This is a genomic window from Agrobacterium sp. CGMCC 11546 (assembly GCF_013365515.1).
Taxonomy (GTDB): domain Bacteria; phylum Pseudomonadota; class Alphaproteobacteria; order Rhizobiales; family Rhizobiaceae; genus Agrobacterium; species Agrobacterium fabrum.
In genome coordinates this window covers 1,146,675-1,172,798 of record NZ_CP047388.1, presented here as the reverse complement: position 1 = coordinate 1,172,798, position 26,124 = coordinate 1,146,675, and the positions used below count along the sequence as shown (strand labels likewise).

Below are 26,124 nucleotides of genomic sequence, written 5' to 3'. Positions count from 1 at the left end.
GTAATCTCTGTCGCATGTCTCAGTTGAAGCAAAGATCGTATCTCACTCGCTGACTTTCAAGACAAGCGGTGCATGTCCGGTTGCCTCGAGAAAGCGAATAAGATCCTTGGACGCGATCGTTGTCGTCTGGTCGTTGGAAAGCGGATGGCCATTGACCAGCTGGTTTTCCAGGAGATCGCTGTCGAGCACGAAAGTGACCTGTCTGCCCGTGTCATTAATGGCCCCGAACACGGTGACGGAGCCCGGCACGACGCCCAGATATTCCAGCATTTTTTCCGGCCTGCCGAAAGAGACGCGGCTTGCTGCACCGATGGTCTTGTGGACGCTCTTCAGGTCCACGACGGCATTTTCCTCGACGGTCAGAACAAAATACTGGTCCTTCTTGTCCTTCACAAAGAGGTTCTTTGTATGACCGCCGGGAATGAGATCGCGCAGCGACTGGGATTCTGCGACGGTGAACACCGGCTCGTGCTGTTTCGTGGTGTGCGAAATGCCAAGACCGTCGAGAAACTCGAACAGCTCCGTTGCCGTCTTCTGGGAATTTTCCGTCATATCCTGCCGCCCGCCTCCGCCGATTCCGTTGTCGTTCTTTCCTGATTAAGGGGGCGGCCAGCGCTTGGCAACGCAGGAAAAACCGGCGAAGTGAAAAATTCTCAATCATTTCCGCCGCTTGTCGCATTTTTCAAAGAAATTTTCGCGTTTTTGTCATTTCCCTGTTGCATTCCAAAATCGATTGAGCGATATAGCGCCCGTCGCCGCTTGGTGGCCCACGGTTCAGCGAACTACCCCGGACCGGTGGATTTGAGCGGGTGTAGCTCAGGGGTAGAGCACAACCTTGCCAAGGTTGGGGTCGAGGGTTCAAATCCCTTCGCCCGCTCCAAATTTCTCCAGGAAAATCGATATTTAGACGATTGTCATTCAAACGCCGCGATTTTTGTCGTGGTTCGGTTAGCGATCGGCGTTCTCATTCCATGCTGCCGAAGACCACTCTCCATCACCATCTCGATATCTACACTGACTGCCTGTGCGGCGGCACCGTTGACTGAACGCCCCGCAAGGCGGAGGTTGCTCCTGGAAATACGGACCTCGTATGGAGACACAGGATGTCAAATATCGAAACAGTCCCCGCTTCTATAGAGATGAAGCCGAACCCGACGATCACCGTTTTTGAACGCTCTCCCGATGGCGGCCGCGGTCTCGCGCGTGATATGCCGGTGCGATGGGCGCTCGAGGAAGTGGGCCAGCCCTATCATGTCCGACGCCTGTCGTTCGAAGCGATGAAGGAAGCCTCGCACCTCGCTTACCAGCCTTTCGGCCAGATACCCTCCTATGAGCAGGGCGACCTCATTCTGTTCGAGTCGGGCGCGATCGTGATGCATATCGCGCAACATCATAGAGGCCTGCTGCCGGAGGACGCGTTGCGACGAGCCCGCACCATTACCTGGATGTTCGCTGCATTGAACACGATCGAACCATCCATCCTCAACTTCACTACGGTCTGGCTCTTTGAGCGCAACGAGCCGTGGCACGAAGCCCGCCTCGCCCGGACCAAGGAACAGCTCCTGAAACGCCTTGACGAGTTGTCCGCATGGCTTGGCGACCGGGAATGGCTCGAAGGCTCTTTCAGCGCTGCAGATATTCTGATGATCTGCGTCTTACGCCGACTGGAATCGTCAGGCATATTAAAAGACTACGGGAACCTTTTGGCCTATGTCGAGCGAGGCAAGGCCCGTCCAGCTTTCAAGCGCGCGTTTGACGCCCAACTGGCTGGCTACACCGCGGCCTCAAAGAACTGACCCAGGTACTGCTCAACTTCTGATCCAAAATCTACCAAAGGCGGCGATCATCGCAAGAATATACTCGCCATGATCTTGCCATATTTTATTTTACGTGCTTTTGTGCAGCCGCCCTTGTGGGAGGGGGTAAAGGTTGAGACCCGCTGGCTGTATTTTACAGTGAGCGGGTTTCCCTTTTTTTGGGCGACCCCCAGATAAAGCGCAGAAGATGCGCGTCAGCCATCATTGTGATGAGACGCACAAAAGCTACGCTGTCAGTCGATTTGATGTATATTTATGTGAGAAATGGTAGCGGGAGAGGGACTTGAACCCCCGACACGCGGATTATGATTCCGCTGCTCTAACCACCTGAGCTACCCCGCCACAGAGGAAACGTGACAGTCATGTGACTGGCTCGCTCCATCAGGATGAGCGGCTTATAAGGTGCCGCTCCCCAAAGTGTCAAGCGCAAGATGCGCAAAAAATTCGCTTTCCGCATCGCTGCAAAAAGCGAATTGTTTCAGGCGGCAACCGGCTTTTCCAGAAGCGCCTTCAGCGATGCCTCGGCATCCACTGAGCGTTCCGAACGGTCGATGAAGCCGCCGCCGTAAACGCGGGCATCCGGACCCGGCGCGGAATAAAGCACGCAGGCCTGGCCGGGAGCAACACCGGCCTCACCGGTCATCAGATCCACATAGATGCCATTTTCATCCGCATGCAGCACCGCTTCCGTCGGCGGGCGGGTTGAGCGCACCTTGGCGAAACAGGTAAAACCCTGCCCGGCATCAGCCGCAAGCGCACCATCACCCAGCCAGTTCATATCGCGCAGATAGACGCGGCGGGTTTCCAGCGCCTCACGCGGGCCAACAATGACCCGACGGCCTCGTGCGTCGAGATGCACGACGTAAAGCGGTTCTCCCGTTGCGACGCCGATGCCGCGGCGCTGGCCGATCGTATAATGCACGATACCGTCGTGGCGGCCGAGCACACGGCCGTCGAGATGCACGATATCGCCCGCCAGAGCCGCATTCGGCTTCAGCTTGTTGATGATATCGGTATATTTGCCCTGCGGCACGAAACAGATGTCCTGGCTGTCGGCCTTCTTGGCCACCACAAGCCCCATCTCTTCCGCCAGCGCCCGCGTTTCGGCCTTGGAGAGGCCACCGAGCGGAAAGCGCAGGTAGTCGATCTGCTCCTGCGTGGTGGCAAACAGGAACCAGCTCTGGTCACGATCGCTGTCGATCGGGCGGTAAAGCGCACGCCGCCCCGGCTTGCCGGAGACCGGATTGGGGCGGGAGCGGATATAATGGCCTGTTGCCAGTGCATCGGCACCCAGCTCCTGCGCGGTGGCAAGCAGATCGGCGAATTTTACCGTCTGGTTGCAGGCCACACAGGGGATCGGCGTTTCACCCATCGCATAGGCTTCGGCAAAGGGGTTGATGACGGTTTCACGGAACCGCGCTTCGTAATCCAGCACATAATGCGGAATGCCGAGCGTTTCGCAGACCCGGCGCGCATCGTCGATATCCTGACCGGCACAACAGGAGCCAGCGCGGTGCACGGCAGCGCCATGGTCGTAAAGCTGAAGCGTAATGCCGAGGACATCATAGCCCTCGCGCTTGAGGATACCGGCCACCACGGACGAATCGACGCCACCGGACATGGCGACAACGATCCGGGTATCTTCCGGCCTCTTGTCAAAATCGAGCGTATTCACGTTTTTTCCCATCGTCAGTCATAACGGGGGTAAAGGCCCCGCCGCCTGTCGGTCATCCGCTGCGCGTCATCCTGGCCGTCATTCGGGCCAGCCTGCCTGCGGATTTAAGGGGTGCATATAGAAAGGAATGGCCGCACACGCAAGTACGGGGCGGAAAACCGCCCCGTAAAGCCATCAGATTCCGATGACGGCAGGTATTTATGCGCCGGCGGTCTTCTGGCCACTGGTGCCAAACCACTTGTCGCGCTCCCGCCACAGGGCGGGCAAGGCCAACAGTCCAATAGCCGTGAAAGCGATCAGGGTCTTGTTGAGCTGCGACAGCTCTGCCGTGCGGCCGTCGAGATAATAGACGGCGTAGACGATGGCTACATGCCAGACATAGACCTGCAGCGAATGGCGGCCAAGCAATTGCAGGAACTTCAGCGACAGCACCCAGATCACACCTTCGGCGATGGAGCGCACGATCGGGCGATGGTGCTGCGGACCGGCAATCACCAGCCAGGTCAGGCCGACACCAACGGCAAGGAAGTTGATGAGGTAGACCGGGCCGAAGTCAGCGCGGATTTCCATGGTCGAGAACTTGCCCATCATGAATTCCGGCATCAGCCCCCAGGCCGTGGCGATGCGCAGCGGCATGAAGAACAGGCAGATCAGAAGGGCAGCCTTCGGCAGCCAGGTATGCTCAGGCGAGAAAATCTTCTTCCACGGAACGCGGTTCTGCGCCGTCATCGCGCCCATGACGAGTGCGGAATAAAACACCAGCTGCCAGCCGAGCAGGTTGAAGCTGACGCGGATGCCCTGTTCGTCGGCACCCTTGACGAGTTCGTTGAGCGGCGTGGTGACGATCTGCTGAAGACCAAGCTGACCGGCCATCCACACCAGCAGGGAGCCGGCCATGACATAGGCCCACTTGCCATCAAGGCAGAGCTTAACAAGAACAGGCGCAAACAGCATGTAGACGATATATTGCGGCAGAATATCCATGAAGGTCGGCTGGAAGAGGAATGTCGCAATGGCCGCCAGACGCAGCGGATCGTCAAACGACGTCATGCCGAGCCAGTTGTACCAGATGTAAGGCGCATGCGGGATGACCATGCGGAAGAACAGCACGGCGATAACGAGGCCCATCGCATAACGATAGAGCTCCATCGCCCGGTTCCAGATCATCTGCTTGCCGGCATCGTATCCGTATTTCATCATCTTGCGCGCATAAACCATGCCGATCAGCAGACCGGACAGGAAGACGAAGCCCTGCGCATCCTCGACAAAGGCAAACTGCCGGTGATTGATTTCCACCAGCCAGAAGCCGCCTGCAAACACCAGATGGTTGATCAGCATGAAGACGAGGAAGTAACCACGCATCCCGTCGATCAGGTCAAAGCGTTTCATATCGATAGCTCTCCGTTCTCGCGGACCGTGCATTGCCCGGCCACCCAGCCCGGCCTGCGAGGCGCCGGGAATTGGATTGTCAACGCTGTTTTGCGGCTGAGGTTCCCTTTCCAGAGCGGTTTGGGACCGAAGCGAAAAGTCACATTGACGTGTACGATCCGTGGTTAGGACGCCTGGACTGAATGACAGATGAATGAAAAAAGGCGATTCCGTGGAGCGAAGCAGCCATGCGCGGTTGATATGCCTCGGCTTTGAGAGTGTAAAGCCTTGCATAGCAATGCGAAGCAAAAAATTGCAGCAGACAGATGCCGAGATGTCGTCGGTAAAATTTTGCCGTCGTTTTTCGCCGATCCGAGACGGTAATCCGGGCGGAAATAAAAGAGGCCCGGAGCTATGAAGATCCGGGCCGAATATTTTTAAAAGAGCGACGACGATTTTCTCAGGCGGCGCCCTGAATGGCGGCGACGTGCCAGTTGTCATTGCCGGGGCGGCGAACGAAGGTCCACATTTCCACCGCTTCGGAAGGCTTGTGCTCGTCACCCTCAATAACCTTGCCAGAGGTGCGATCACGCATGATGTCGATGGCGGAGTAACGCATGGCCACCGTCGCGTAATCCTGGCCCTCTTCGTGCCAGGCTTCGGCAACATCGCCCTGCAGCAGCGTCACGTCGCGGACGTCGTTTTTCACACCGCTGGTGGCATTGTCGCTCAGTTCCTCGGCCAGATAGGACATAGCTTCCGGCGTCGTCAGCTTGCGCAACGTGCCGTAGTCCTCGGCACCATAAGCCGACTGAACGTCTTGCAGCATCTTCTGGAAGGTTTCGAGGTCACCCTGGGTGATACCGATTTCATCGCCTTCCGATACGGCATTGGCGTGCGGTGCCGGCTTGGCTGTGGCGGCGGCCGCAGCAGTTGCACCACCCGCAGCACCGGCAAGCGCGCCGATCTTCGGAATCTTGAACGAGGATGCGGAAGGACCGGCCTGCGAACCGCCATTAAAGGACGAGCCGGAATGATCCGTGCGCTGCGACCCACCGGCCGAGCCATAAGCGGGCTGGCCCTGACGGCGCGAGGCGAAGAAACGCATGGCGAGCATCACCAGAACGCCGATCAGCGCCACCTGCAGCAACATGCCGAAGAAACCGGCCATGCCACCAAAACCGCCGCCCATCAGCATGCCGAACAGGCCGCCCATCAACAGGCCGCCCATCAGACCACCCATCATGCCACCAAACAGGCCGCGGCTCTGCTGCGGCGCTGCCTGCGCACCGGGACGAGCCGGCTGGGCAGCATTGGGTGCTGCCTGGTTGGTATTGGGGGTCATGCTGCGGTTGATCGGCGCGGTCTGGCCGGGCGCAGTGCTTGTCGAAGGCGGAGCGGAATAGGTCCGCGTGCCGCGGCTGCCGAAACCGCCGCTGGCGCGGCGTGCCTCTGCCATGTCAACCGCCACGAAAGATACCGCGATACCAAGCGCGGCGACTGCGAACAAACCCTTGAAGCGCCGAAAGGCAGCAAACATCACTATCTCCTGTTGGCCGCCCTCCCATGAGCAGCATCTCAGCAGGCGATATAGCAACTCATGATCATCATTTTTAGACCACCCGTCTTAAATTTTTTGTGATATGCAACCAAAGCGCGATACTGGCTTGTTACATTATCAATCTGATGGCCGGAAAACCAAAAAACCCGGCACAGGGTTTCCCCTGCACCGGGCCTTATTGTCCCCTTGGGAGGAACGATAAGATCAGTCGACGTTAAAAGTCAGCGGCTTGACCTGGCGGATCGCCGAGTTGGCGCGCAGCTTGTCGAGCACCTCTTCGGAAACCGGACCATCGACATAAAGAAGCGCGATGGCATCGCCGGCTTCCTTTTCACGGCCAAGCTGGAAGTTGGCGATGTTGACGCCAGCCTCGCCGAGCGTGGTGCCCATGAAGCCGATCATGCCGGGAACGTCGGTGTTGGTGATGTAGATCATGTGCGATCCGACATCGGCATCCATGTTTATGTTCTTGATCTGGATGAAGCGCGGCTTGCCATCCGAGAACACCGTGCCGGCAACCGAGCGGATCTGGTTTTCCGTCTTCACCGTCAGCTTGATGTAGCCGTCATAAACGCCGGTCTTGTCACGCTTGACTTCGGAGAGGATGATACCCTTTTCCTTGATCATGACCGGTGCGGAAACCATGTTCACATCGGCAACCTGGCTGCGGATGAGGCCGGCAAGCAACGCGCTGGTCAATGCCTTGGTGTTCATGTTGGCGGTTGCGCCATCATAGAGGATTTCGATTTCCTTGGTGGCGCTTTCCTGCACCTGACCGACGAAGGAGCCAAGAACATCCGCGAGACGGATGAAGGGCTTCAGGCGCGGCGCTTCTTCAGCCGTGATCGACGGCATGTTGATGGCGTTGGAAACGGCACCCTTGACGAGGTAATCCGACATCTGCTCGGCAACCTGCAGGGCAACATTTTCCTGCGCTTCCGTGGTCGAAGCGCCAAGATGCGGCGTGCAGACGACGTTTGGCAGACCGAAAAGCGGGCTCTCGGTGGCGGGCTCGACTTCGAACACGTCGAAACCGGCGCCGGCGACATGGCCAGACTTGATGGCTTCGGCAAGGGCTGCTTCATCCACCAGACCACCACGGGCGCAGTTGACGATGCGCACGCCCTTCTTGGTCTTGGCCAGATTTTCAGCATTGAGAATGCCGCGGGTCTTGTCGGTCATCGGCACGTGCAGGGTGATAAAATCGGCCTGCGCCAGCAACTCGTCCAGCTCAACCTTGGTGACGCCCATTTCCTGTGCGCGCTCCGGCGACAGGAAGGGATCATAGGCCAGAACATGCATCTTCAAGCCCAGCGCCCGCGAGCAAACGATGCCGCCGATATTGCCGGCACCGATGACGCCGAGCGTCTTGCCGGTGATTTCGACACCCATGAATTTCGACTTTTCCCACTTGCCGGCCTGCGTGGAGCTATCGGCGGCCGGAAGCTGGCGCGCGACGGCAAACATCAGGGCGATGGCATGTTCGGCAGTGGTGATGGAGTTGCCAAACGGCGTGTTCATGACGATGATACCGCGGCGCGAGGCAGCCGGAATATCGACGTTATCGACGCCGATGCCGGCGCGGCCGATGACCTTCAGATTGGTCGCAGCCTCGATCAGCTTTTCGGTCGCCTTAGTGGCGGAACGAATGGCCAGACCATCATAATTGCCAATGATTTCGGCAAGTTTGTCCTTGTCCTTGCCGAGCTTCGGCTGGAAATCGACTTCGACGCCACGATCACGGAAAATCTGGACGGCGGTTTCCGACAGTTCGTCGGATACAAGTACGCGAGGTGCCATGGTTTACGGGCTCCTTGAAAAGCGGTGCAGTTTTGAAAGCGGGGAATATGCGGCCCTGCATCAGCGCAGGGCCGGTATCAAAATCAGGCGGCAGCCTTGGAAAGTGCTGCCTTCTGCGTCTGGTAAGCCCAGGCAAGCCAAGGCATGACAGCTTCCATATCGGCCGTCTCGATGGTGGCGCCGGCCCAGATGCGCAGACCGGACGGTGCGTCACGGTAAGCGCCGATATCGAGGGCGACATTTTCCTTTTCGAGCAGGGCAACGATGCCCTTGGCGAAATCCGCCTGCGCGGCTGCGTCAAGCGCCTGTACGTCGGGATCGACGATCTTCAGGCAGACGGAAGTGTTGGAGCGGGTTTCCGGCTTGACAGCCAGATTGGCGATCCAGTTGTTCTTCTCGATGAAGTCGTAGATGACCTTGGCATTGGCGTCGGCACGGCCGATGAGAGCCTTGAGCCCACCGAGGTTCTTCGCCCACAGCAGAGCATCGATATAGTCCTCAACGCACAGCATGGAGGGCGTATTGATCGTTTCGCCGGTGAAGATGCCTTCGATCAGCTTGCCGCCGGAGACCATGCGGAAGATTTTCGGCAGCGGCCATGCCGGCGAATAGCTCAGCAGGCGCTCGACAGCGCGGGGCGAAAGGATGATGACGCCATGGCCGCCCTCGCCGCCCAGAACCTTCTGCCAGGAGAAGGTAACGACGTCGAGTTTGGTAAAGTCCATGTCCTGCGCGAAGGCCGCCGAGGTGGCGTCGCAGATCGTCAGGCCCTTGCGGTCAGCAGGAATGAAATCGGCATTGGCAACGCGAACGCCTGATGTCGTGCCGTTCCAGGTGAAGACCACGTCACGGTCGAAATCGACCTCGGCGAAGTTCGGCAGCAGGCCATAATCGGCCTCGAACTTGCGGACGTCCTTCAGCTTCAGCTGCTTGACGACGTCGGTGACCCAGCCGGCACCGAAGCTTTCCCAGGCGAGCATATCGACGCCGCGTTCACCGAGCAGCGACCAGAGCGCCATTTCAACGGCGCCGGTGTCGGATGCGGGAACGATGCCGATGCGATAATCAGCGGGAACATTGAGAATTTCACGGGTGAGATCGATGGCCTGCTTCAGCTTGGCTTTGCCAACCTTGGCGCGATGCGAGCGGCCGAGCGGCGCATCGGAGAGAGCATCTAGCGACCAACCGGGACGCTTCGAGCAGGGACCAGAAGAGAAATGCGTATTGCCCGGACGGAGGTCCGGCTTCACTATATCTGTCATTTGACTACCCTTTCAGATAGGCGCCTCTCGTTAGGGAGAGGTGTCCTGCCGCCGTTGCTATTCCTGTCGCCGGCCTCCGTCAAGCGGAATATGTCGCTACTCAGAAGAATCTTGGCCTATATGCGTCACACCCTTGGTTCAGGTGCCCCCAAAACGAAACCGCCCGCATCGTTGAGATGCGGGCGGTCTGAAAATACCAGGGGGCCGTGACGTTTATTTGTAAACGGCTGGCTGCAGCGGAATATCGGCGGGCGGCATGTATTGTGCCGTATCGCAACCGTTGAAGACATAACGGCCGCCGAGACGCACTTCATGCGAATAGAGGCCCTTGTCACGACCGGGGCCGCCATTGTTTTCGTAAGCGAACATGTCGCCCTTGTTGATGTGGCGGTAACGATAGCCGATATCGGCCTTCAGATTACAGGTGACGTCGATGGAAGCACCAGCCATCAGCGCGTAGGCGAAGCGCCACTTGCCGCGACCGCCGTGTTCCGTCGTCTCATCGCAATAACCCGAACCATCGGTCGCACAGGAGGTGTTGCGAAGCTTGTCCCACTTGACGTAGGACGCGCCGACGCCGCCGCCGACATAAGGCGTGACCCGACCATAGGTGCCGAGATCAACATAGGCGTTCGCCATCAGCGTATAGGCCCTCAGCGAACTCAGATCTGTCGAGACGCATTCGGCCCCATTGCCACAATAACCGCGGGTGGAGCCACGGAAATCCGACTTGCCCATATAGTCAAAGGTCACGTCGCTGCGGAAATAGTTGTTGAACTGATAACCGACACCCGCGCCAATGTTATAGCTATCCTTGATTTTCGCGGTCTCAAAATCCTGAAGATAACCGCCAGGGCCACCCTGATAATAATGGGCGCCGCGTAGCTTGTTGAAGGAATAACCGACGTCGCCGCGCAGATACCAGCCGCTCGCCTGGGTGACGGTCACTTCAGGGGCATCGACATAGGCGGGTGCTGGTTCGGCTTGATATAGGTCGGCGCCGACGGCGCTTGTGCCGGTCAGCAGAACGGCCAGAAATCCGGCCAGGGCGTTTTTCATGACTTCCACTCCAGAAGAGGCACGTGCGTTGCGGCAGCTGCCAGTGAACTGTTCAGTTCTGGAGAGTGGCGTAAAATGGTTAAGTCCGGATTAACCACGATCATTCACTATATTTATTAGAAAACTCTCAAAGAAAAAGCCGGCTCGACGGCCGGCTTTTGTCTTTCATTACTGTCGCGGCAACTCAGGCGGCCGAGCGGGCACTGGAGATGACGCCGACGAGATCGTTGACGATCTTTTCCACCTTTGCACTATCGTCGCCCTCCGCCATGACGCGGATCAGCGGCTCCGTGCCGGAAGGACGGATGACGAGGCGGCCATTATTGGCCAGCGCGCTTTCCGCATCTGCAATCGCCTGCAGCACGATCGGATTTTCCAGCGGCTTACCGCCGGAAATACGCACATTCTTCAAGAGCTGTGGCACGGGCTCGAACTTGCGACACACTTCGCTGACCGTGAGGCCGGAGCGCTTGACCTTGGCGAGAACCTGCAAGGCCGCCACCAGACCATCACCCGTCGTACCGTAATCCGAAAGCACGATATGGCCGGACTGCTCACCGCCGACGTTGAAATTGTGGTTGCGCATATGCTCGACGACATAGCGGTCGCCAACCTTGGTGCGGGCAAGGGTGAGGCCCTTATCGCCGAGGAAACGTTCCAGACCGAGATTGGACATGACGGTCGCCACGATGCCACCGCCGCGCAATGTGTTGTCGGCGGCCCAGCTATCGGCGATGACGGCCATCAACTGGTCGCCATCGACGATCTCGCCGCGCTCATCAACGATGATGACGCGGTCCGCATCGCCATCGAGCGCGATGCCGATATCGGCGCGGACCTCATGCACCTTTTTCTGCAGTGCTTCGGGATGGGTGGAGCCACATTCGAGATTGATATTGATGCCATTCGGCTCATTGCCGATGGTGACGACTTCAGCACCCAGTTCCCAGAGTGCTGCGGGTGCCACCTTGTAGGCGGCACCATTGGCGCAGTCGATGGCGATCCTCAACCCGCTCAGCGTCACATCGCGCGGCAGGGTGCGTTTGACGAATTCGATATACCGGTAGATGTCGCCATCGACACGCTTGGCGCGGCCGATTTCGGCCGGCTTGGCCAGCTGGGCATAGATATCCTTGTCGAGAAGATCCTCGATCTCCAGCTCCAGCTCATCGGAGAGCTTATAGCCATCGGGACCGAAAAGCTTAATCCCGTTATCGGAGAATGGGTTGTGCGAGGCGGAGATCATCACACCGATATCCGCGCGCAGCGAACGGGTGAGCATGGCAACGGCCGGCGTTGGGATAGGGCCGAGCAGGAAGACATCGAGACCGGCTGCGGTGAAACCGGCAACCAGCGCGTTTTCCAGCATATAACCGGAAAGGCGCGTATCCTTGCCGATCACGACACGATGGCGATGATGGCCGCGGCGGAAAATCGTTCCGACGGCGATACCTACGCGCATCGCCAGGTCAGGTGTCATGGGAAAGACGTTCGATTGTCCGCGGATACCATCGGTTCCGAAATAACGGCGTGCCATTTGAACTCCAAATCTCTCGGGCATTCCGGCGAACGATAAAAATAACCGGAAGCGTTTTGGCTAGATGCCACAAACCACGATAAACAGCACGTAAATTAGCGCAAAAATGGCTTATATGTTGTTACCAAAATGAAAAGGCCACCCGGAAACCCGGATGGCCTTTTACAATCATTCGTTCGCGCAGGCGATCAATGCGGCTGCGGCTCCATGCCGCCTTCGGCCTCGCCATCGCCCTTGGCTTCACTCGGGCCGTCCTTCTTGGCGCCGGCTTTCGGCACCGCTGAACCACGACTGCCGGGCGAATCGTCACCCAGATCGCGAGCGGGCTTTTCGCCCCTCAGCAATGCCTTGATCTCCTCACCTGTCAGGGTCTCATATTCGAGAAGACCCTCGGCTATTGCGACAAAGCCGTCGTGGTTGTCCGTGAGGATACGCCGTGCTTCGGTGTAAGCCTCGTCGATCAGACGGCGGACTTCGGTATCGATCGTCTGGGCCGTTGCCTCGGAGACGTTCTTCGACTGCGAGACGGAATGGCCAAGGAACACTTCCTGCTGGTTTTCACCATAAGCCACCTGACCGAGAGCGTCGGAGAAGCCCCATTGTGTGACCATGGCGCGGGCAAGCTTGGTGGCCTGCTCGATGTCAGAAGACGCGCCAGACGTGATGTTCTCCTTGCCGAAGGTCAATTCCTCGGCAACGCGGCCACCCATCATGATGACAAGGCGCGATACCATCCACTTGTAGCTCATGGAATAGCGGTCGCCTTCCGGCAGCTGCATCACCATGCCGAGTGCACGGCCACGCGGAATGATCGTCGCCTTGTGCAGCGGATCGGCCACGGCAACCTTCAGCGCAGTAATCGCATGGCCGGCCTCATGATAGGCGGTCAGCTTCTTTTCGGCTTCGGTCATGGCGGAGGAGCGGCGTTCCGCACCCATCATGATCTTGTCCTTGGCGTCTTCGAACTCCTGCATGGTGACCACGCGCTTGTTGCGGCGGGCGGCCATGAGGGCGGCTTCGTTGACGAGGTTCATCAGATCCGCACCCGAAAAGCCGGGCGTACCGCGGGCCAGAATCTTGAGATCGACATTCGGCGCCAGCGGCACGTTGCGAACGTGAACCTTGAGGATGCGCTCGCGGCCGACAATATCCGGGTTCGGCACGACGACCTGACGGTCGAAACGGCCGGGACGCAGAAGCGCGGGGTCAAGAACATCAGGACGGTTGGTAGCGGCGATGAGGATGATGCCTTCATTCGCCTCAAAGCCATCCATCTCGACCAACAGCTGGTTCAGCGTCTGTTCGCGTTCGTCGTTACCGCCACCGAGACCGGCGCCACGATGGCGGCCGACGGCGTCGATTTCGTCGATGAAGATGATGCAGGGTGCGTTCTTCTTGGCCTGCTCGAACATGTCACGCACGCGGCTTGCACCGACGCCGACGAACATTTCAACGAAGTCCGAACCGGAAATCGTGAAGAACGGCACGTTGGCTTCGCCGGCGACGGAGCGGGCGAGAAGCGTCTTACCGGTGCCCGGAGGCCCGACCAGCAGCACGCCGCGCGGAATCTTACCGCCGAGACGCTGGAACTTCTGCGGATCGCGCAGGAATTCCACGATTTCCTCGAGATCCTGCTTGGCTTCGTCCACGCCTGCGACGTCGTCAAACGTCACGCGGCCGTGGGCTTCCGTCAGAAGCTTGGCCTTTGATTTGCCAAAGCCCATCGCACCACGCGAACCGCCCTGCATCTGCCGCATGAAGAACAGCCAGACGCCGAGGATGAGGAACATAGGCAGAAGCGTGCCGAGATAGCTCAGGAAACCCGAGGAGCCGTCGCTTTCCGGACGCGCCACGATGGTGACGTTCTTGCTCTGCAAGCGCTCCATCAGGCTGTCGTCAATGACGGGGGAATAGGTCTGAAAGGCCGTGCCGTTTTCGGTATAGGTTCCGAGAACCCGGTTACCGGTGACGGTCACGTCGCGAACTCGCCCGGAATCCACGTCACGAATAAACTGGGAATACGGAATCTCCCGTGAACCCGTTTGCGTCGGCGACGTCTGGAACATGCTGAACAGCGCGATCAGCAACAGGGCGATCACGGCCCACAAGGCGAAATTTCTGAAATTTGGGTTCATTGAACTCCCCGAACTCACACGGACATATCTGCTGCCCGCCATTATGTGCCCCTAACATAAGGACGACATATGCTGTTGCCAAGGCAAAGCGCATTATCTGATGCGTTTTGGTGTAAAAACTATTCCATGGCAATTCACGAAAAAGAGGCCGGATTTAAACCGGGGGCTGTGGGTAGGCCGGCCGGCCGAATAAATTGGCGATTGCATTCGCCAACTCAAGGTCGAAACGCGGCAGGAAAAGATCGAAAGGGGCAAGCCTGGGCGTGATGGCAACCTCAGGCGTGGAAACCCATCCTTCGGCCGCTGCGGCAATTTGCGGCAGACCCGCCATTGCCGGTTTCACCACCCCGGAGGGCGCGGACGGAAAAAGCGCTGCGGCCTGGGCAGCGGTACCCACCCTCCCCGCCGCAACGTTAATTGGAAAGTCCGATCCGTTTTTAACCAGGAAACGATCATCCCAAACGGCCTGCCCGGAGGATTCGATCTGAAGCTCCGGCAGGTTTCGCTGCTCGCGGAAAATATAAAGCCCGTCCCGCCGGCGGTCGAGCAAAACCCGGCCAACCGTCATCCGCCCGGTTTCACCTGTCTTGAGGAAGCGCAGAACACGCTCCATGCTGCTTGCCGCCGGGAAATAGGATCTACCACCGAGTGCGGCGATCAATGCCGCCAGCCCATGCCGAAACTCGGGAAGATCGGGATTGACGTCGTCGTCGGCCAATCTGGCAAGGGCGGCATGAAAAACCTGCGCACGTTCGCGCAGGAAAACGGCTGTTCTTTCAGAGAGCATCTGCCTTCTGACGGCAGTGCTCTCATCAAGCGCGATCGGAGAGTGAGGCAGCGTCTGGCGCACACGGACGCGCTCATATCTGATATTTTCATTGCTCGGATCATCCAGCCAATGCCTTGAGCGTGACGACATGTAATCGCGGATTACCTGTCTCTCACAGGCGAGGAATGGCCGCATGATCCAGAGATGTGCATCGTATAAGACCGCATCCGCCATGCCGGAAAGGCCGAGATTGTCACTGCCGCCGCTGCGGGCGGCGCGCATCGCCACGGTTTCGCGTTGGTCGCCAATCGTATGTCCGGTCACAACAAGATCGACGCCGGTCTCACGGGCAACATCGGCAATCAGGCGATAACGCGCAAGCCGGGACGCCTCGGAAAGGCCGGAGGCCGGTTTGGGCCCATCCCATCGGCGTGTGGCGTGGCGAATTCCGAGTTCGGCGCAAAGCATGGCAACCTTGCGTGCCTCGTCGGCGGATTCCGGTCTCAGCGCATGATCGACCGTGACGGCGGAAAGTCGCAAACCCTTGTCGTCAGCCTTTTTTGCTTCTTGTAATGCCAGCAACAGGCCGGTGGAGTCGCTGCCGCCTGAGATTGCAATGAGAATATGGGTGGGTTTCCGGAGGCTTTCGACAAAAGCACTCGCCGCCGCAAGCGGCGCAACTGTCTTTTCAATGGGAGTGCGGGCATCAACCGGCATGGAACACCCGCGACGCAGGAAAAATCAGCAGCTCAACCGCTTCTGTTCGCTGGCAACCTTGCTCAGCACGGTCTTCGAGGCATTGGGATAACGCTTCGGCACCTCGCGCAGCGTGGCGCAGGCGGTTTCGGTATTGTCGAGAGCAGCAAGCGACATGCCGAGCTTCATTAGCATTTCCGGCGCCTTCGGAGATTTGCCATAGGTCTGATGACCGTTGAGGAAGGTCTTCGCCGCCTCATTGAACTTGCCCTGCGAATATTGCGCCTCACCCAGCCAGAAACTCGCATCCGCGGCTTTCGTACCCTTGGGGTAACCCTGCAGATACTGCTGGAAACCCTGTTCCGCCAGTTTGTAGTCGCCGGAAAGCACATGACCATAAGCGGCCTGATAGATATCGCCTTCACTGGTCAGCGCCGCCGTGTTGACAGGATCGGTCTTGCGGGTGCCGTTACCGGTGGTGACGCCCGGAAGGCTGCCGGAGGAATTGTTGGCGCCCTGGTTCAGCGTGCCGCCCACAGGCATGCCCTTGGAATCGAGCTCGATGGAGCCAAGCGTCGTTTCTCCCGGCGCGGCTGTCGAAGCGCTGGAGGACGGGGGCGGAGAAACGGAAGCGCCACCCTGGGGTGGCGTTTCGATGATTGTTGCAACGTCGTCGGTCGGCGGCGTGGCCGGATTGACCGGACTGGCTTCCGCCTTCTTTTTCGGTGCAGCGGTCGGGCTTGCACCCTTGCCGCCAGCATTGCCGCCTTCCAGTTCCTGGAAGCGGAACTCGTTGTCTTCCTGCGCCTTGCGGATCGTTTCCTGCATCTGCAGAAGCTGGAAGCTCATTTCTTCGATACGGCCATTGAGCTGCCGGATCTGTTCTTCAAGCTGCTGAACCTTATAGGCTTCATTGGCCTGAACCCGCACAATCGGGGGCTGCTGAGAGTTGATCGTGCCGAAGCTACCCCCCGCACCGAACAGCGGACCCGAAACGGCTGTGCCGCTCAAGCCGGTGCAGGCTGCAAGCCCCAGCATTCCCGCCACGACAAGTTTCTTCATCTCATTCGTCCTGCCTTAACTGATTTGCACCGGAATGGCGCAAGCCGGATTTTTTCCATATCGACCGAAAAAGCAACTTAACTTCGGCCAAACTATGAAAAAAACGAAAGGCGGCCCGAAGACCGCCTTTCATTCTCGTTCACAATCACGTCAGGCAATTACATGCCCGCGCCACCGAGAACCGTCACAGCGCGGCGGTTCTGGGACCAGCAGGAAATGTCGTCGCAAACTGCGACCGGCTTTTCCTTGCCGTAGGAGATCGTCTTCATGCGGCTGGCCGGAACGCCCTGGGAAGCCAGGAAGTCACGTGTTGCGGCGGCACGACGGGCGCCGAGCGCCAGGTTGTATTCACGCGTACCACGTTCGTCGGCATGGCCTTCGACGGTGATGGCGTAGTTCGGGTAACGGGACAGCCACTGGGCCTGCCGCTGCAGGGTCTGCTGGGCGTCGGCGCGGATCGAGGTGGAGTCGGTGTCGAAGAAGATGCGGTCGCCGACATTGACCGTGAAGTCCTGCTGGGAGCCCGGCGTTGCGGAGCCAGCGCCACCAAGGCCGAGTTCACCGGCGCTGTTCGGCATGTTCTTCTTGTTCGCGCAGCCTGCGAGAGCAAGCGCGAGCGTCATGGCGATGACAGCCGGGTTACGGGCCAGTTTCTGCATGGGGCTGAGTGCCGAAATGTTTGTACGGCTCATCGCCGGTCTCTCCTTAGGATTTCAATAACGTTGCTGGACACTAACTGATCGCGGTTAATAGCCGACAAACGCTTATGGTTAACAGAAAGGAAATGTCCCGCTTTTTTGCTCCCTCACAACACTTTGCGGCAAGAAAGAGGCGCACGTCCCTGCGGTATCAAGTAAAACATGACGGCGCCGGTTCATGCCGGCGCCGTCATGGCAGTCATATCAGTCCAGAAGCGGCGACCAAGCCGGATCCGAAGCGAAGGTCGGCGTCTTGATGAGCTGTTCGTTATAGCCCGTCAGGTCGATCGAATAGAGCTGCGGACCACCGGCTCCGGCGTTCTGGCGGAAGAACATCAGCACGCGGCCGTTCGGCGCCCAAGTGGGGCCTTCATTGTGGAAACCGCTGGTCAGGATGCGTTCGCCCGAACCGTCGGTCTTCATCACGCCAATCGAGAACTTGCCGCCAGACTGCTTGGTGAAGGCAATAAGATCGCCGCGCGGAGACCATACCGGCGTGGAATAGGAACCATCACCGAAGGAGACACGCTGCTGGCCGGAGCCGTCGGCATTCATGACGTAGATTTGTTGGCGGCCACCGCGGTCGCTTTCAAAGGCGACACGCTGACCGTCCGGCGAATAGGAAGGCGCGGTATCGATCGCCGCCGTATTCGTCAGGCGCGTCGTGGTGCGCGAGCGAAGGTCCATGGTGTAGATATTGGCGTTGCCATCTTGCTGAAGGCTCATGATGACCTTCTGACCATCAGGCGAAAAGCGCGGTGAGAACGTCATGCCGGGGAAATTACCCACCACTTCACGCTGTCCGGTTTCCAGCTGCAGCAGGTAAACGCGCGGCTGCTGGCCTTCGAACGACATGTAGGTGACTTCCTGACGGTTCGGCGAAAAACGCGGCGTCAGAACGATATCGTTCGAATTGGTGAGGTTGCGGACGTTGAAACCGTCCTGATCCATGATCGACAGCTGGCGCTTGCGCGCCGTCTTTGGACCGCTTTCGGAGACGAAAACGACGCGGGTGTCGAAGTAGCCCTTTTCACCGGTGACGCGCTCATAGATGGCATCGGCGATGATATGGGCGACACGACGCCAGTTTTCCGGCTGGGTGAAGAATTGCTGTCCAGACAACTGCTGGCCGGCGAAAGTATCCCACAGGCGGAATTCGGCACGCAGACGACCGTCGCTCTCACGCGTCACTCGGCCGGTGACGAGCGCCTGTGCGTTGATGACCTTCCAGTCCTCGAAACGCGGCTGCTGATCCGGATTGCTGATCTTTTCAATGAAGGCGTTCTTGTTGACCGGCGCAAAAAGGCCGGAACGCTGCAGGTCGGCGGCGATGACGGCCGATACCTGCGCACCGATGCCATCGCTCGACATGAAGTCGGTGATGGCGATGGGCAAGGGCTCGACGTTACCCTTGTTGATGTTGATTTCCACCCGCGCAAAAGCCGGTGCGGAGAAAACCGACATGAGGGCCGCGATAGCGAGCACCAGCCGGATCGGCGAAAATATCTTCATGTTGCCAGGCCTTTCAGCATTCATAGCAATTCACTGGGATCGAAGTTCACAACGACTTCGTTCCATGCATCATATTTGTCGGCAGGAAGGTTCGTGAACGGAGCAGAACGCATGATGGCACGATAAGCTCCGCCGGAAAGAGCACGGCGCGTTCCCTCGGAACCGCCCGTTGCTTCAATCTCGGGCCGACCGATGATGGTTCCATCACGGTCAAGCTTCATGGTGACGCGGACGCGCACGTCAGCGGCATCCGCCATACCGGGAATGATCTGCCAGTTCTTCTGGATCGCGCCGCGAAGCGCATCCATTTCCGTCTGGCTGAGCGTCGAGCCACCGGTCGATTTTTTCCCACCGAGCGACGCCGTCTGTGTCGATCGCTTCGCCCCACCACCGGAAGGAGCTTGCTTGTTCAACAGCGCAGCAACATCGTCGGCGTTGAAATCGCTTTCCTTGGATGAAGCGGATTTCGCAGTCTCCTGCTTCTTCTCACCCGGCTTCTTGTCTGAAGGCTTGTCCGTGGACTTTGCCTGGTCCGGCTTCTTTTCAGCCGGTTTTTCGGCTGGCTTCTGCTCGGCGGGTTTGGTCTCGGCCTGCTTCGGCTCTTCCGGCTTCGGTGGTTCGGGGCGGGAATTCGGGCGCGGAACGTTCTGCGGCACGGGAATTTCGGCCGGCTCCTGCGTTGCTGGCGGCGGCTCTTCCGCCTTGGTTTCCTGCGGCGGCGGGTCCGGCTTCGGCTGCGGCGCTATTTCAGGCTTGGTCTGCGGCAAGGCGGCCATTTCCTGCGGCTTGGGGGCCGAGGTTTCTTCCTTGACAATTTCTTTCACCTCGTTCGCCTTGGTATCGACGACCGGCTGCGGCTTCTCCTGCTTGGGCGGAGCGGCTGCAGCAATATTGTCGTTGGGCTTGGTGGTCGGGGTCGGAGGCGCTTCGATGTCGGCTACATTGTTGCCGATATTCTGGGCGTTCGGGATGATGTCCGGACGCGTCGTCGGAACGGGGGCCGACTTTTCCGCTTTCGGCGCGTTTTTGTCGCCCTGCTGGATCTGGCTTAATTCTTCGATTGGCACCAGCTCCACCGGCAGAGCCTCGGCCTGCGACACGTCAAGAGGCTCCGGCGAGCCCAGGGAAACGAGGGCGAAAGCCAGAAGCGACGCATGCACGATCGCGGATGTGGTAAGGCTGCCCTTCATCGTTTTACGTCAATTGTCCTGTTTCTGCTGGGTTACGAGGCCAATGTTCTTGAAGCCTGCCGCCTGGATACGCGCCATCACATCCGCAACCACGCCGTAAGCGGCAACGGAATCCGCCCGCACGAAGATGCGTTCGTTATAACCTGTGGTGGCGATCGCCTGCAGCTTGTCGGCCACTTCAGCCGCCTGGATTTCGGTTTCCTGCAAATGGATCTGGCCATTGGCATTGACGGAAATCGTGATCGGCTGCGTGTCCGAGTTCAAAGCGTTGGCAGAGGTCTGCGGCAGGTCGATCGGCACGCCGACCGTCATCATCGGCGCTGCCACCATGAAGATGATGAGCAGCACGAGCATGACGTCAACCAGCGGCGTCACGTTGATCTCGCTGATCGCGCCGCCTCTGCGCCGTCCGCCGCGCCCACCACGGCGTCCACCGGAACCGCCGCTGCCACCTGCTGACATACCCATATCATCTACTCCATTTTGCCTTGCGGCAAATTACCGCCCGGCATTCCATCGTGACCGCTTATTGGGCGGCTTGCCGCGTCTGAAGTTTTTCATCGATCTGGCGCGACAGGATCGCTGAGAACTCGTCGGCGAAACCTTCCATGCGGGCGGAAAGTTTGTGCGCGTCGGCCGTGAACTTGTTATAGGCGATAACCGCCGGAATAGCCGCGACAAGACCGATGGCGGTCGCCAAAAGCGCTTCGGCGATACCGGGCGCCACCACCGCAAGGTTGGTGGACTTCGAACCGGCAATCGCCTGGAACGAGGTCATGATACCGACGACCGTACCGAAAAGACCGATGAACGGACCAGCCGAACCGATGGTCGCGAGTGAACCGAGGCGAGCCTCATATTGTTCGCCTTCACGGGCGATCGTCACGTCCATTGCCCGGTCGATACGCATCTGCAGACCGATGGGAGAACGCGCACCGCGTTCGAATGATTTCTTCCATTCCCGCATGGCGGAAACGAAAATTGCCGCAAGACCGACATTCTGGCGTTCCGCCAGCGTGCGGTAAAGCTCCTCGAGCGACTGACCCGACCAGAAGACCTGTTCGAACTGGTCGAACTGGCGCTTTGCCTTGCCGAAGCTTACGTATTTGTCGAAGACGATCGCCCACGTCCAGACCGAGGCGGCGATAAGTCCGATCATCACGAACTTCACGATGAAGCCCGCCTGCATAAACAGCGCCCAGAGACTTACATCGTGCGTCGCCGCTGCCAAACCTGCCTGTTCCATAAATATCCAATCCCCGAATCCAAACGCCCGGTACGGGACCGGGCGATTCAAACGCGTGTTAACGCTCGAAGTCGTACGGCCGTAGCCGTTAACCCCTTTGCCATACCCCGATACTTGCCAGTAAGCCTTACTTGCCAATAAATTTGGTGAAAGGAAGGCGTGCGCCGCACAAATGCCAGTTGCTAAAGTAAGACACCATTATGGTTAAAGGAGTGTTACAGCCGGGCCACGCCGGGTGGATTTACTGGATGGGGCCGGCAATTACTTCAGGAATTTTTCCGCAACGGTCTCTGGAAGCCGCCTTGGCCGGCCCTTGGCATTGATGACGGCGATGATGACCTTGGCGGCGACAAGCAGCGTTTCGCCGCGCCGGATTTCCTGGTTGAGCACCATTTTGGCGCCGCCGGCCTTCTCGGTCGCGGTGGTGATGGTCAACACGTCATCCATTCGCGCCGGCGTCTTGAAATCGATCTCCATGCGGTGAACGACGAAGACCAGACCTTCCTCGTCGGCGGTCAGAAGCGCGCTCTGTTCGCAGCCGAGGCAACGCAGGTAATCTGTCCGGCCGCGCTCGAGAAAATGCAGATAACGGGCGTGATAAACGAGACCGGAAAAATCCGTGTCCTCATAATAGACCCGCTGGGTCAGGCGGTGGCCATGGTCGATGAGTTCGCCCGAAAGCGGCACCACAAGCTCGCTCATAATGTCTCCTTGAGAATATCGGCCGCATCGAAATGGCCGCGTTGCTGAGCCACCACCCCTATCCGCATGCTGAAAAGCTGCGGTTTCCGGTCCAGCCGGATCATGTGGCGTTCGGGCGCAGAAATCATTTATCGTCCAGATCGCCGTCGTGCCAGACGAGATGTCTTGTGGTCTGCGGCAGGTGTTCTATTTCGTCGGCGATGAAATAGGGCGGAATATCGAGCTCCGTCAATGCCTGCCGGGTTGCCGCGACCCAGCGGAACTCAAGCTCGTTATCGCCGTCCTGAACGCGGTGAATGATGTCGCTGGGATGAAAGGTAAGCGTCTGCGGCAGGTCCATCAGGTAATAAAAGCCGAGTTCGTGCCAGTCCTTGCCTTCATAATGGAAGAAATTCTCCACCGCCCAGAGAAGCTGCCCGACCTTTGCCTCGACACCGAGTTCCTCGACCATTTCACGCGCCAGCGTTTCTTCGGAGCGCTCGCCCATTTCGGCGCGGCCGCCCGGAAAGGTCCAGAATTTTTCATGCGACGCCCGGTGCACCAGCACATGGCCATCACGGAAAGCAAGCCCCGCAACACGCATCTGGAAGATGCGCTTCGGCTTGAATTTCATGCGGATGCGGGTGTCCTGCGTTTTGCTATCATGCGTCATTATGCTGGCCTGCGGGCTGGAAACATCAAATCGTCTTCCGTCCAACCTAACGCATCCATCTCGTCTTTTCTCGCCTGCGCATCATCTCCCACAATGAATTCATCCAGTTGCGGCGGTTTTACCGCAGTGCCTGATAACATCGCATGCACTTGTCCGCGATGATGTGTCTGATGCTGGAAGAGATGGGAGAGGATATCATCGCAGCGATCCTGCTGGATGCGCGCGCTGCGGTGAATATTGACGGGGGCGGCGAGACCGTCTTCATCGAGCCCATCGGCAAAGGCGATCAGCACCTCGTCAAGTTCCGCCTGAGCGCCGTGCAGCGCCGCCATGCTGGCGAAAGGCTGTTCCTCGGCAAAGGCGGCATACCCGAGTGTGCCGCCCTGCAGGGCATCGATATAAAAGCGGTCGACGGTATAGATGTGGTTCAGCGTTGCCCTGATGGTCGGGAAGAAACTGACGCGGCGAGCAACGAAGGCCTCCTGCGAAAGCTGAAGGCAAGCCCTGTGCAGCCGAAGATTGGCCAGCCGGTTGTTGCGAGCGTGTTTGCGGAAGACCCGCAGCGTATCGTAAGGCATCGGCGTCCCTTTATGACGTCTGATAACGGCGGCTTCCAATCGGCGTGTTCAAGCTCGGATTTGCTTTTCAGAACCTTCCCACCATCATCCTGCTCGATGAGGTAGGCGGGTTCGTCCTTGCTCGCCTTGCGCTTTATCTTGGAACCGGAGATCGTTTTTTCGACATCGTCGGTAAAGGTCTCTACGATTTTTCCCTCGCCGGTTCCGGTGCCCCATTTCCAGCGAACCTTCGTACCTTTGCGATATTCGGACATCATCATCTCCTGACCAAAGACAATCAAATGCGAAGGCGCCGGGCTTGTTCCTTCAATCATCCTCCAGCGTCAGCCGGAACTGCGCCGCCTCAAGATCCTTCGGCGGCTGCAGGCCGAGATGTTTCCACGCCGTGGCGGTAAGAATCCGTCCGCGCGGCGTGCGCTGGATGAAACCCTGCTGGATCATATAGGGTTCGATAATGTCCTCAATGGCATCCCGCGGCTCCGAAAGGCCAGCGGCGATGGTTTCGATGCCGACGGGACCACCACCGAAATTGACGGCGATCATGGTGAGATACCGCATGTCCAGCTGGTCGAGGCCCATATTGTCGACCAGAAGCCGCGTCAAAGCCTCGTCGGCGATCTCGCGGGTGACAGCCTCAGCCCGTGCCACTTCGGCAAAATCCCGCACCCGGCGCAAAAGCCGCCCGGCAATGCGCGGCGTGCCACGCGCGCGTCTGGCGATTTCCCGCGCGCCGCCATCCGTCATATTGAGCCCCATCAACCGTGCCCCGCGCCGAACGATCAGCTCCAGTTCGTCGACGGTGTAGAACGCCAGCCGCACAGGGATGCCGAAGCGGTCGCGCAGGGGTGTCGTCAGCAGGCCGAGACGGGTGGTGGCAGCCACAAGCGTGAATTTGGAGAGATCGATCTTCACCGAGCGCGCAGCCGGTCCCTCACCGATGATCAGATCGAGCTGGAAATCCTCCATGGCCGGATAGAGGATTTCCTCCACCGCCGGGTTGAGCCGGTGGATTTCGTCGATGAAGAGCACGTCGCGCTCCTCGAGATTGGTGAGGAGGGCTGCGAGATCGCCCGCTTTGGCAATGACCGGCCCGGACGTGGACTTGAAATTGACGCCAAGTTCCTTGGCCATGATCTGCGCCAGCGTCGTCTTGCCAAGGCCGGGTGGACCGACGAACAGCACATGGTCGAGTGCCTCGCCACGGTTCTTGGCAGCCTCGATAAACACCTTGAGATTGGCGCGGGCTTCCGCCTGGCCGGTAAAATCATCCAGCGACTGCGGACGCAACGTGGTGTCGATATCCTCACCGCGCTTTTCCGGCGTAATCAGTCTGTCCGCATCGCTCATTCAGGGCATTCCATTATTCTGCTTGAGTTAATTAGGTGACCGCAGCCGCTATATCATGACTATCGCGACAACGCGTGTCACGAAATCTACCGCGAAAGCTCCTTCAAGCCGAGCCGGATGAGCTTGGCGCTGTCGCCGCCCTCCCCGCCATTTTTCAGCGCGGCGGCAACCGCATTGGCAGCCTGGTCGCGAGAATAGCCGAGATTGGTGAGCGCTGAGACAGCATCCGCGACCGGCGCGGAGGCAACACCCTCTCCAAGCTCCTGCTTGAGCCCGATGGAGGCGGAAGCGTCTCCTGCAAAGGCTGGCGCCTTGTTACGCAACTCGGTTACCAGGCGAACGGCCACCTTGGGCCCAACACCCGGCGCGCGTGAGATCATGGTTTTGTCTTGCAGCGCTATTGCATTGGCAAGCTCGGAAGGCGACAGCGTGGAAAGAACGGCAAGTGCCACTTTCGAGCCGACGCCCTGCACGCTTTGCAGCAGGTTGAACCATTCCCGCTCCAGCGCCGAGACAAAGCCGAACAGCTTCAGCTGGTCTTCACGCACATAGGTTTCGATGAACAGGACAACCGCTTCCCCGACAGAGCCGATTTTCGACAAGGTGCGCGCCGAACAATAGGCGATGTAACAGACGCCATGCACATCCACCAGCACGTAATCCGCGCCGATTTCCTCAATGCTGCCTTTGAGTTTTCCGATCATGATGCCGCCCGCTCACTAAAAATGAAATTAACCGGCCGCCAGGAGCCGCCGCATCCTGTCACCGCCGCGATTATGGGCGTGGCAGATGGCGATGGCGAGCGCGTCCGCCGCATCGTTACCCTTGAATTCGGCCTTCGGCATCAGGATTTTCAGCATCATGTGAATCTGCTGCTTTTCGCCGTGCCCGACGCCGATGACGGCCTTTTTGACCGCATTTGGTGCATATTCAAAGACCGGCAATCCCGCCCGCGCCGGAACCAGCATGGCGATGCCGCGTGCCTGGCCGAGTTTCAGCGTGGCGACAGCATCCTTGTTCACGAAGGTCTGCTCCACGGCTGCTTCCTCGGGCTGATGGCTGTGCACGATTTCCGCCAGCCCGTCATGTAACTGGCAGAGCCGGGAGGCGAGGTCCATATCGCCATCCGACGTCACCGTACCGGAGGCGACAAACCGCAGGCTGTTGCCGAGGGTGTCGATGACGCCCCAGCCGGTGCGCCGCAGTCCTGGGTCGATGCCGATGATTCGAATCGTCTTTTGCATGAGTTACCTTATCTTTCCGGCTGCGACCCTGCCAGCGATAAGTGAACAAAACGACAACATTGCTCAAATTTGCAGTGCAGCATTTACCTCTGCTTAAACCGCCTGTCGCATTGTTCTCCACAAAATCAAAAAGGGGAGCTGCGGACATGATGATCCGCAGCACAATAGTTTCGCCACATCAGCCGTCCGATGGCGCCATTCATGCATGGCGTGG

At 58.8% G+C, this 26,124-nt stretch carries 24 protein-coding genes, 2 tRNA genes and 1 pseudogene; 2 read left to right on the top strand and 25 right to left on the bottom strand.

Going from position 1 to position 26,124, the window contains the following annotated elements; translation table 11 throughout:
* Positions 1 to 42: 42 nt before the first annotated feature.
* Positions 43 to 552, bottom strand: coding sequence for a prolyl-tRNA synthetase associated domain-containing protein (locus tag GSF67_RS20105; protein WP_006310300.1), 510 nt, complete (start codon positions 550 to 552; stop codon positions 43 to 45).
* A 253-nt stretch (positions 553 to 805) separates the two neighbouring features.
* On the opposite strand from GSF67_RS20105, the gene GSF67_RS20100 reads away from it, so the two are divergent.
* Positions 806 to 880 (top strand) — tRNA-Gly (locus GSF67_RS20100).
* A gap of 223 nt (positions 881 to 1,103) precedes the next feature.
* A complete protein-coding gene (locus GSF67_RS20095; RefSeq protein WP_006310298.1) occupies positions 1,104 to 1,796 on the top strand; it encodes a glutathione S-transferase family protein in 693 nt (230 codons plus the stop codon).
* A gap of 286 nt (positions 1,797 to 2,082) precedes the next feature.
* Here GSF67_RS20095 and GSF67_RS20090 read toward each other — a convergent pair.
* The 24 genes and pseudogenes from GSF67_RS20090 to ruvC all read right to left on the bottom strand — a co-directional run bounded on the left by GSF67_RS20090 (position 2,083) and on the right by ruvC (position 25,910).
* Positions 2,083 to 2,159: transfer RNA gene (locus tag GSF67_RS20090), tRNA-Met, on the bottom strand.
* A gap of 136 nt (positions 2,160 to 2,295) precedes the next feature.
* The gene (mnmA, locus tag GSF67_RS20085; protein WP_035214601.1) at positions 2,296 to 3,492 is read right to left on the bottom strand and encodes a tRNA 2-thiouridine(34) synthase MnmA; all 1,197 of its coding nucleotides are present in this window, start codon (positions 3,490 to 3,492) and stop codon (positions 2,296 to 2,298) included.
* A gap of 198 nt (positions 3,493 to 3,690) precedes the next feature.
* A complete protein-coding gene (locus GSF67_RS20080) occupies positions 3,691 to 4,881 on the bottom strand; it encodes an OpgC family protein (RefSeq protein ID WP_006310294.1) in 1,191 nt (396 codons plus the stop codon).
* A gap of 439 nt (positions 4,882 to 5,320) precedes the next feature.
* The gene (locus GSF67_RS20075; RefSeq protein ID WP_006310292.1) at positions 5,321 to 6,400 is read right to left on the bottom strand and encodes a Tim44 domain-containing protein; all 1,080 of its coding nucleotides are present in this window, start codon (positions 6,398 to 6,400) and stop codon (positions 5,321 to 5,323) included.
* A 225-nt stretch (positions 6,401 to 6,625) separates the two neighbouring features.
* Positions 6,626 to 8,221, bottom strand: coding sequence for a phosphoglycerate dehydrogenase (serA, locus tag GSF67_RS20070; protein WP_006310291.1), 1,596 nt, complete (start codon positions 8,219 to 8,221; stop codon positions 6,626 to 6,628).
* An 83-nt stretch (positions 8,222 to 8,304) separates the two neighbouring features.
* A complete protein-coding gene (locus tag GSF67_RS20065; protein WP_006310290.1) occupies positions 8,305 to 9,483 on the bottom strand; it encodes a phosphoserine transaminase in 1,179 nt (392 codons plus the stop codon).
* 213 nt (positions 9,484 to 9,696) lie between these two features.
* Positions 9,697 to 10,542 carry an outer membrane protein gene (locus GSF67_RS20060; protein ID WP_035214599.1) on the bottom strand — a complete coding sequence of 282 codons (846 nt, stop codon included), beginning with the start codon at positions 10,540 to 10,542 and terminating at the stop codon, positions 9,697 to 9,699.
* 184 nt (positions 10,543 to 10,726) lie between these two features.
* The gene (gene glmM / locus GSF67_RS20055; RefSeq protein WP_006310287.1) at positions 10,727 to 12,079 is read right to left on the bottom strand and encodes a phosphoglucosamine mutase; all 1,353 of its coding nucleotides are present in this window, start codon (positions 12,077 to 12,079) and stop codon (positions 10,727 to 10,729) included.
* A gap of 188 nt (positions 12,080 to 12,267) precedes the next feature.
* Entirely contained in the window at positions 12,268 to 14,214 is a 1,947-nt protein-coding gene (ftsH, locus tag GSF67_RS20050) for an ATP-dependent zinc metalloprotease FtsH (protein WP_006310285.1), read from the bottom strand.
* 154 nt (positions 14,215 to 14,368) lie between these two features.
* The gene (gene tilS / locus GSF67_RS20045; protein ID WP_006310280.1) at positions 14,369 to 15,700 is read right to left on the bottom strand and encodes a tRNA lysidine(34) synthetase TilS; all 1,332 of its coding nucleotides are present in this window, start codon (positions 15,698 to 15,700) and stop codon (positions 14,369 to 14,371) included.
* Between the two features lie 24 nt (positions 15,701 to 15,724).
* Positions 15,725 to 16,741: a tol-pal system protein YbgF gene (ybgF, locus tag GSF67_RS20040; RefSeq protein WP_006310279.1), complete on the bottom strand. Its 1,017-nt coding sequence runs from the start codon at positions 16,739 to 16,741 to the stop codon at positions 15,725 to 15,727.
* 158 nt (positions 16,742 to 16,899) lie between these two features.
* Positions 16,900 to 17,433 carry a peptidoglycan-associated lipoprotein Pal gene (pal, locus tag GSF67_RS20035; protein ID WP_006310278.1) on the bottom strand — a complete coding sequence of 178 codons (534 nt, stop codon included), beginning with the start codon at positions 17,431 to 17,433 and terminating at the stop codon, positions 16,900 to 16,902.
* Between the two features lie 210 nt (positions 17,434 to 17,643).
* Complete coding sequence (gene tolB / locus GSF67_RS20030) at positions 17,644 to 18,951, bottom strand: Tol-Pal system beta propeller repeat protein TolB (RefSeq protein ID WP_010973273.1); 1,308 nt, start codon at positions 18,949 to 18,951, stop codon at positions 17,644 to 17,646.
* A gap of 20 nt (positions 18,952 to 18,971) precedes the next feature.
* The gene (locus GSF67_RS20025; RefSeq protein WP_006310276.1) at positions 18,972 to 20,141 is read right to left on the bottom strand and encodes a cell envelope integrity protein TolA; all 1,170 of its coding nucleotides are present in this window, start codon (positions 20,139 to 20,141) and stop codon (positions 18,972 to 18,974) included.
* Between the two features lie 9 nt (positions 20,142 to 20,150).
* Positions 20,151 to 20,609: a protein TolR gene (gene tolR, locus GSF67_RS20020; protein WP_006310275.1), complete on the bottom strand. Its 459-nt coding sequence runs from the start codon at positions 20,607 to 20,609 to the stop codon at positions 20,151 to 20,153.
* A 58-nt stretch (positions 20,610 to 20,667) separates the two neighbouring features.
* Entirely contained in the window at positions 20,668 to 21,387 is a 720-nt protein-coding gene (gene tolQ, locus GSF67_RS20015; RefSeq protein ID WP_006310274.1) for a protein TolQ, read from the bottom strand.
* A 261-nt stretch (positions 21,388 to 21,648) separates the two neighbouring features.
* Positions 21,649 to 22,089, bottom strand: coding sequence for a tol-pal system-associated acyl-CoA thioesterase (gene ybgC, locus GSF67_RS20010; RefSeq protein WP_006310273.1), 441 nt, complete (start codon positions 22,087 to 22,089; stop codon positions 21,649 to 21,651).
* On the bottom strand, positions 22,086 to 22,217 hold the full coding sequence (locus tag GSF67_RS26240) for a hypothetical protein (protein ID WP_006310272.1): 132 nt from the start codon (positions 22,215 to 22,217) through the stop codon (positions 22,086 to 22,088). The genes ybgC and GSF67_RS26240 overlap by 4 nt, the downstream gene beginning before the upstream one ends.
* The gene (locus GSF67_RS20000; RefSeq protein ID WP_035214598.1) at positions 22,214 to 22,741 is read right to left on the bottom strand and encodes an NUDIX hydrolase; all 528 of its coding nucleotides are present in this window, start codon (positions 22,739 to 22,741) and stop codon (positions 22,214 to 22,216) included. Before GSF67_RS20000 ends, GSF67_RS26240 begins: the two co-directional genes overlap by 4 nt.
* Positions 22,741 to 23,319 (bottom strand): DinB family protein, encoded by a 579-nt coding sequence (locus GSF67_RS19995; protein ID WP_128822066.1) that lies wholly within the window; start codon positions 23,317 to 23,319, stop codon positions 22,741 to 22,743. Before GSF67_RS19995 ends, GSF67_RS20000 begins: the two co-directional genes overlap by 1 nt.
* 62 nt (positions 23,320 to 23,381) lie before the next feature.
* Positions 23,382 to 23,573: pseudogene (locus tag GSF67_RS19990) on the bottom strand (DUF2945 domain-containing protein); the annotation flags it as partial.
* Positions 23,574 to 23,625: 52 nt separating this feature from the next.
* Complete coding sequence (ruvB, locus tag GSF67_RS19985) at positions 23,626 to 24,666, bottom strand: Holliday junction branch migration DNA helicase RuvB (RefSeq protein ID WP_006314740.1); 1,041 nt, start codon at positions 24,664 to 24,666, stop codon at positions 23,626 to 23,628.
* Between the two features lie 86 nt (positions 24,667 to 24,752).
* Positions 24,753 to 25,370, bottom strand: a complete 618-nt coding sequence (ruvA, locus tag GSF67_RS19980; protein ID WP_006314739.1) for a Holliday junction branch migration protein RuvA — start codon at positions 25,368 to 25,370, stop codon at positions 24,753 to 24,755.
* Between the two features lie 27 nt (positions 25,371 to 25,397).
* Positions 25,398 to 25,910, bottom strand: a complete 513-nt coding sequence (gene ruvC, locus GSF67_RS19975; RefSeq protein WP_006314738.1) for a crossover junction endodeoxyribonuclease RuvC — start codon at positions 25,908 to 25,910, stop codon at positions 25,398 to 25,400.
* Positions 25,911 to 26,124: the final 214 nt, after the last annotated feature.

Coding starts and splice junctions, on each gene's coding strand:
- GSF67_RS20105 (WP_006310300.1), bottom strand. CDS start 552: ATGACGGAAAATTCCCAGAAGACGGCAACGGAGCTGTTCGAGTTTCTC.
- GSF67_RS20095 (WP_006310298.1), top strand. CDS start 1,104: ATGTCAAATATCGAAACAGTCCCCGCTTCTATAGAGATGAAGCCGAAC.
- GSF67_RS20080 (WP_006310294.1), bottom strand. CDS start 4,881: ATGAAACGCTTTGACCTGATCGACGGGATGCGTGGTTACTTCCTCGTC.
- GSF67_RS20075 (WP_006310292.1), bottom strand. CDS start 6,400: ATGTTTGCTGCCTTTCGGCGCTTCAAGGGTTTGTTCGCAGTCGCCGCG.
- serA (WP_006310291.1), bottom strand. CDS start 8,221: ATGGCACCTCGCGTACTTGTATCCGACGAACTGTCGGAAACCGCCGTC.
- GSF67_RS20065 (WP_006310290.1), bottom strand. CDS start 9,483: ATGACAGATATAGTGAAGCCGGACCTCCGTCCGGGCAATACGCATTTC.
- GSF67_RS20060 (WP_035214599.1), bottom strand. CDS start 10,542: ATGAAAAACGCCCTGGCCGGATTTCTGGCCGTTCTGCTGACCGGCACA.
- glmM (WP_006310287.1), bottom strand. CDS start 12,079: ATGGCACGCCGTTATTTCGGAACCGATGGTATCCGCGGACAATCGAAC.
- ftsH (WP_006310285.1), bottom strand. CDS start 14,214: ATGAACCCAAATTTCAGAAATTTCGCCTTGTGGGCCGTGATCGCCCTG.
- tilS (WP_006310280.1), bottom strand. CDS start 15,700: ATGCCGGTTGATGCCCGCACTCCCATTGAAAAGACAGTTGCGCCGCTT.
- ybgF (WP_006310279.1), bottom strand. CDS start 16,741: ATGAAGAAACTTGTCGTGGCGGGAATGCTGGGGCTTGCAGCCTGCACC.
- pal (WP_006310278.1), bottom strand. CDS start 17,433: ATGAGCCGTACAAACATTTCGGCACTCAGCCCCATGCAGAAACTGGCC.
- tolB (WP_010973273.1), bottom strand. CDS start 18,951: ATGAAGATATTTTCGCCGATCCGGCTGGTGCTCGCTATCGCGGCCCTC.
- GSF67_RS20025 (WP_006310276.1), bottom strand. CDS start 20,141: ATGAAGGGCAGCCTTACCACATCCGCGATCGTGCATGCGTCGCTTCTG.
- tolR (WP_006310275.1), bottom strand. CDS start 20,609: ATGGGTATGTCAGCAGGTGGCAGCGGCGGTTCCGGTGGACGCCGTGGT.
- tolQ (WP_006310274.1), bottom strand. CDS start 21,387: ATGGAACAGGCAGGTTTGGCAGCGGCGACGCACGATGTAAGTCTCTGG.
- ybgC (WP_006310273.1), bottom strand. CDS start 22,089: ATGAGCGAGCTTGTGGTGCCGCTTTCGGGCGAACTCATCGACCATGGC.
- GSF67_RS26240 (WP_006310272.1), bottom strand. CDS start 22,217: ATGATTTCTGCGCCCGAACGCCACATGATCCGGCTGGACCGGAAACCG.
- GSF67_RS20000 (WP_035214598.1), bottom strand. CDS start 22,741: ATGACGCATGATAGCAAAACGCAGGACACCCGCATCCGCATGAAATTC.
- GSF67_RS19995 (WP_128822066.1), bottom strand. CDS start 23,319: ATGCCTTACGATACGCTGCGGGTCTTCCGCAAACACGCTCGCAACAAC.
- ruvB (WP_006314740.1), bottom strand. CDS start 24,666: ATGAGCGATGCGGACAGACTGATTACGCCGGAAAAGCGCGGTGAGGAT.
- ruvA (WP_006314739.1), bottom strand. CDS start 25,370: ATGATCGGAAAACTCAAAGGCAGCATTGAGGAAATCGGCGCGGATTAC.
- ruvC (WP_006314738.1), bottom strand. CDS start 25,910: ATGCAAAAGACGATTCGAATCATCGGCATCGACCCAGGACTGCGGCGC.